Origin of the sequence: Vibrio sp. 10N.222.48.A3 (genome assembly GCF_041475345.1) — a bacterium.
GTDB lineage: Bacteria > Pseudomonadota > Gammaproteobacteria > Enterobacterales > Vibrionaceae > Vibrio > Vibrio tasmaniensis_A.
Window position 1 is genome coordinate 1 of record NZ_JBFRVX010000972.1, and the last position, 5287, is coordinate 5287.

The window sequence follows — 5287 nt, forward strand, 5'->3', positions numbered from 1 at the left end:
GTGTAAGTGTAAGGAGCTTGGATACCTAGCGGGATACCAAGAGCCCAGTAACCTAGCAAGAAGATAGACCAACCGATTAGCATAGCAATCGAGAATGGCATCATTAGAGAAGCTAGAGTACCGATACCTGTCGACTTAACGTAACGTTGACAGTAAACAACAACCAGTGGGAAGAACACCATCAGTGGAGAGATGATGTTAGACACTGAATCGCCTACACGGTAAGCCGCTTGAGATAGCTCAGGAGAGATACCCACAACCATTAACATAGGAACTAAGATAGGACCAATAAGAGCCCACTTAGCTGAAGCTGAACCTACAAGAAGGTTAACTGAAGCCGTTAGTAGAATCATACCAACAACCGTTGCTTCACCAGGAAGATCCATTGCTTTCAAGCCTTCAGCACCGTAAAGCGCCAGCATAGTACCGATGTTTGATTGAGCAAATGCTGATAGGAACTGAGCACAGAAGAACGACATTACAATGTATGCGCCCATCGTTGCCATCGTCTCAGACATTGCTTTGATAACATCATTACTATTCTTGAAGGTACCCGCTACACGGCCGTAGACGATACCCGGAATAATAAACAGGATGAAGATCAGAGGAACGATAGACTTCATTACTGGTGCTGAGAACGCCGTTAGTTCGCCTTCTGGTGAACGAAGTGCTGAGTTTTCAGGCATTAGAGCCGCGATAAGCAGACCAATACCGGCAACCATTGCCCAACCAGCGAATTTGAATGCTTTAGATTCAATGGCTGTAAACGTACCTAGATCAGGTGCTTGTTCTGCATCTTCATCGACAGGCGTATTGGCAAGACGAGGCTCGATGATTTTCTCTGTAACGTACCAACCAATTGCCACAATTAGAATTGAAGACAAACCAGTAAAGAAGATGTTCGCTAGAGGGTTGATCACGTATGCAGGGTCAAGAACGTTTGCCGCTGTTTGAGTGAAACCTGCTAGTAGCGGATCAATACCTGAAGGAATGAAGTTCGCTGAGAAACCACCTGATACACCAGCAAACGCTGCTGCAATACCCGCTAGAGGGTGACGACCCGCTGCGTGGAAGATGATACCGCCAAGAGGGATTACTAGAACGTAACCTGCATCTGCTGCTGTGTGAGACACGATAGCAACAAGAATTAGCATTGGCGTTAGCAACTTAGCTGGCGTGAAGTTAAGCATCTTCTTAAGGCCAGTCGTAATGAAGCCTGAAGAGTCAGCAACGCCAACACCTAGCATAGCAACAAGTACGATGCCTAGCGGTGCGAAGCCTGTGAACGTGGTAACCATATTCGCTAGGAAGCTAGCAAGCGCTTCACCAGTAAGTAGGTTGTTTACTTCAAGAGCAGCACCCGTTTGAGGGTTGATTAAGTCGAATGAAAGATTCGATAAAAGTGCAGATGCTACCCATACAATAACTAGAGCCCAGAAGAACAGAATTGCTGGATCTGGAATTTTGTTGCCGGCGCGTTCAATGAAGTTTAGAAAGCGGTCCATACCACTGATCTTCTCAGTCGATGGTGCTTTTTTTACGGCTTGGTTACTCATTGTAACTCCATATGTGATGTTGTTTGTTTAGGCCTAATATAAGTTTTGACCATGGCCTATTGGTACAGCACATATTCTATTAAAGTCGCTGTTAAAAAGCACAAGGTTCCACATCATTTTCCATAAATGGAGACATATTTTGCAAAAATACTGTACAACAGCAACAATATAAAAACACAAAAAACACCATTCCATATACAGAGTTTTAACTGGCACGTAAACAATGTCCGAGGAGTGAAAACTATCAGTAAAGGAGAAGCGTAGGGCTTGGCATGCAGTAAACGTTTGCTTAATAGATCAATCAAACTCACTGTATTTGGAGAGCATAGTTTCGAGGTGAATGCTTTGCGCACGGTTCATGCGATCTCGCCATGCAACAGTCACCGTAATGTTTTTCAAAGCGTGAGACAAGGCACCACTGGCATTTGTCACCTCACAGCTCATCGTATACCCAGAGCCCGACAAACCAGATAAAGGATCCGAACTTGTCGCATTGCGACAGTAGTCCGCTTGATTGAGATCCGTAAAAAGGATTAACCCTACAGCTCCCCCCACATCCGATACACGAGTTCGATAATACTCCATCTGCCTTTCAGCAAAATGAAGCGCTTCTACACTGTGCAACGCGTAATCCGATTTTTGTTCTGCATAGACCTGTAGCTTAACCAACCCTAGCGAAGCGATACCGATCAATAGAAAAGAGATCAGGACCTCTATCAAGCTAAAACCGGAATGTTTATAAGTCATTCCATGATCCCTTTTTCCATTTGGCTTTCAAAGGAACACTATGGGGGTTGTATTCACCTGTGTAATCTAAGTTAATCGAACCTTGAATTGTCGATAACCCGCCAACTGAATCAAAGAACATCCCTCCCTTGGGAAAAAAAGAAGCAAATCCAATATAAACCGAATTGTTCTGCACTAAGCCGGCGATAGGTATCGTATTTGGAACTTTGGCCCATAAGCCGCTCAATAGGTCCGTATCAACATCAGGGGAGGCTGGTTCGTCGTATATGCTCATATCATTTAGGTGATAAAAGGAACCATCAAACACACTTGCATTACCGTTCGCAACGATGCCATCTTGAATCACTAATGAACGTGGAGTAATAACACCGGGGATAGGTTCTACCACATTAATTGGTGGGTGATAGACCACGCAATCACCGATCACCCACACCTTATCTTTGCCACTAGTAAAGGCGTTATTAATCGCTTGGCTACACTTATTACCTTGATACTTCCCGTTGAATAAATCAATGTGCTTGGGGGGAGATACAGTCCTGTCAATGAGGTCAATCACATGATAATCACGCTTAATCTGGTCAATATTTTCTGGCGTTTTAGATACCCCAAAGTAATTAGAGAAAGTATCGATGGCTGGGTCAAATTTGAAATCTGATTGAAAAGCATTTGAAGGCAATGACCCAACTGAATCAATGGTTGCATTGCGGTTAATATCGGTTGTCGGTTGGCAAGACTCAAAGGTAGGAAAAGGAGGGAGACCGCCCGTAGGTGTGATTGTCTTCAGACGCCCGCCGCCTTGGTTTTTATAGATCACACTATCTAAGAACCGAACAGACACACATTCGTTAATACCACCGACCGCAGTAAGACTAATATCTGGGGTAATATCGATATTGTGATCAGAAATAAACTCCAAACTCGAATTGGTTTGCATCGCCCCTAGCCCCGACGAATTGTTAAAACTTATCTCTTTGTTCAGAGATAAATAGTGAGCACTCGACACCAATATATTCGGTGTTAGGTTATCTGATTTCAACGTAAGGACTTTCGACTGCTGACAGTGATTCATTAAATCATTGGGAATTGCCGTGAGATCATTTTCAGCTATATAGGTAAAACCACACTCCAACCCAGCCTCGGCGTTCCAATGAGCTTTGCGGACTTGAACTTCATTCTGCGCGACCTTAATTTGATGAAAAACGCTGCGATAGGTGCCCAAAGTAACAATTAAAGCACTCAACACTAAAACAGATGTGATTAACAACGTAGCCACTCCAGCTTGCTGCTTTACCGAGGTCATTGCCAATTCCTTTGCTTAACGGTTATAGCGACGCCTTTAGAGATCCCAGCACTCGGAATTGACGCAACAATATTCAAATCAGTGAGCGTAGTGCTCACCCCATTTTTGCTCAACACTTGTGAGGATATTGATAAATCGTCGACGGAAATAATGCTATCGTCGAAAAGTGAGTAGCATGAGGTAACTTGATCATGGGCTAAAATGTTCCCTGGAGTAAGAACGCCCTTTTCACAAACTTTCAATCGAGTCCCCTCCTTTTTATACACGATATTCCTGTAATTTTTTCCGTCAGTTGATCCCTCTTTCAAATAGACGAACCCCACCTCAACACCACCGCTAACATGAATCGTATTAACGGCATTTAATAGCTTCAGGGACTCTCCATTTGAACCATCGTAGCCTGCTCGTTGAATATCTTCTTTCATTACCTGCATCGTGCTCGTAAGGTTTTGCAGCAGCAATAGCTCAATGCCTTTGTCTTTGGCTATTCTGTGCCCCGTCATAAATACGCTGCCGATAATAGCAATCGCGAATACACCAATAACGGAGGTGACCATCAGTTCAATGAGAGATGCGCCCTTTTGCTTTCGCAAGCTTCTGCTGCGGGCCTTAGCAAGCATAGTAACCATACTGAGCGCCTGATTCGCCGCACACTTTAATTCGCCCCGGAGGGCTAGATAGTTTAATCAAAAGCCGGTCGGTTGAAGCTCTTTTAGGAGCCAAGTAAATCGTACCTCTGGCAGGCCTTCCTCTTACACTTTCAAAGCTGATTTTTGAGCCTGTATAGTTATGAGAAAACGATAAATCTCGAAACGGTTCTCCCGACAACATCAGCAATGTATCACCAGACAGATCTTCCGTAGGCTTCAACCATACTGTCCACTCCCCCGTAGATTGCTCTTCATTTTTAGCCGTCGAGAAATGTACCCAGAGTTTTTGATTTCTTTTCACAGACTCAGACTTTGCCTGTACTAAGAAACCATTCAACTCCCCAGCAAGGCGCTGTATCTTGACTGTTTGGGTGACTGAACTAAAACTCGGAGCAGCCGTCGCTACCAATATCGACAGTATCGACACCGTTATTAACAGCTCTAATAAAGTAAACCCGCGAGTCATTTCCCAAATTCCTATGTAATCAGGTGCGTAAGCATATTTAATCTTGCACCGATGCTACCACCCGAGAAAAATGGACAGGGTTATGAAAGGAAACTACTCGTGAAGATTCGAATAAAAAGATGTAACAACAACAATTTAAGTATGAAAGGAATGACACTGATCGAATTATTGATCGCTGTTGCCATTGTAGGAGTACTCAGTGCAATAGCTTATCCAAGCTACACAAGCCATGTTTTAAAATCGCATCGGATGACAGCGATAGGAGATATGGCAAAAATTCAACTTGAACTTGAGAGTGCTTACGCCGGAAATTATGCCACGGCTGCTGGAAACATAGTTTCTGGAGGGACGTGCTCGTTTTGCGATACCGATACAAGCAGGTATACACTAACAATTTCGGCTAGCAGTACCTCATACTCCATTCAAGCTGAACCACACGCACCACAGACAAATGATGACTGCTTAGACTCACCGACTGATATTCTGGAGTTACATCACTCAGGTGTTTCAGAGCCTCAAGCGTGTTGGAAGTAACAAGAGGAGACACTAAAGCCTCTAGGGGGTGATC

The 5287-nt window shown here is 44.1% G+C and carries 6 protein-coding genes; 1 reads left to right on the forward strand and 5 read right to left on the reverse strand.

Going from position 1 to position 5287, the window contains the following annotated elements; genetic code table 11:
• The 5 genes from AB4653_RS22595 to AB4653_RS22615 form a co-directional block, all read right to left on the reverse strand.
• The coding region (locus AB4653_RS22595) for an AbgT family transporter (RefSeq protein WP_372105381.1) at positions 1–1556 on the reverse strand (1556 nt) is incomplete at its 3' end.
• Positions 1557–1853: 297 nt separating this feature from the next.
• Entirely contained in the window at positions 1854–2303 is a 450-nt protein-coding gene (locus AB4653_RS22600; RefSeq protein WP_102250031.1) for a prepilin-type N-terminal cleavage/methylation domain-containing protein, read from the reverse strand.
• Positions 2293–3603, reverse strand: coding sequence for a hypothetical protein (locus AB4653_RS22605; protein ID WP_102250030.1), 1311 nt, complete (start codon positions 3601–3603; stop codon positions 2293–2295). Before AB4653_RS22605 ends, AB4653_RS22600 begins: the two co-directional genes overlap by 11 nt.
• Positions 3600–4232 (reverse strand): PilW family protein, encoded by a 633-nt coding sequence (locus tag AB4653_RS22610; RefSeq protein ID WP_012603338.1) that lies wholly within the window; start codon positions 4230–4232, stop codon positions 3600–3602. The genes AB4653_RS22605 and AB4653_RS22610 overlap by 4 nt, the downstream gene beginning before the upstream one ends.
• Positions 4213–4719 carry a GspH/FimT family pseudopilin gene (locus AB4653_RS22615; RefSeq protein WP_017098042.1) on the reverse strand — a complete coding sequence of 169 codons (507 nt, stop codon included), beginning with the start codon at positions 4717–4719 and terminating at the stop codon, positions 4213–4215. The genes AB4653_RS22610 and AB4653_RS22615 overlap by 20 nt, the downstream gene beginning before the upstream one ends.
• A gap of 51 nt (positions 4720–4770) precedes the next feature.
• Here AB4653_RS22615 and AB4653_RS22620 point away from each other — a divergent pair, with 51 nt between their 5' ends.
• Positions 4771–5253 (forward strand): type IV pilin protein, encoded by a 483-nt coding sequence (locus AB4653_RS22620; RefSeq protein WP_009848333.1) that lies wholly within the window; start codon positions 4771–4773, stop codon positions 5251–5253.
• Positions 5254–5287: the final 34 nt, after the last annotated feature.

Coding starts and splice junctions, on each gene's coding strand:
- AB4653_RS22600 (WP_102250031.1), bottom strand. CDS start 2,303: ATGACTTATAAACATTCCGGTTTTAGCTTGATAGAGGTCCTGATCTCT.
- AB4653_RS22605 (WP_102250030.1), bottom strand. CDS start 3,603: ATGACCTCGGTAAAGCAGCAAGCTGGAGTGGCTACGTTGTTAATCACA.
- AB4653_RS22610 (WP_012603338.1), bottom strand. CDS start 4,232: ATGGTTACTATGCTTGCTAAGGCCCGCAGCAGAAGCTTGCGAAAGCAA.
- AB4653_RS22615 (WP_017098042.1), bottom strand. CDS start 4,719: ATGACTCGCGGGTTTACTTTATTAGAGCTGTTAATAACGGTGTCGATA.
- AB4653_RS22620 (WP_009848333.1), top strand. CDS start 4,771: ATGCTACCACCCGAGAAAAATGGACAGGGTTATGAAAGGAAACTACTC.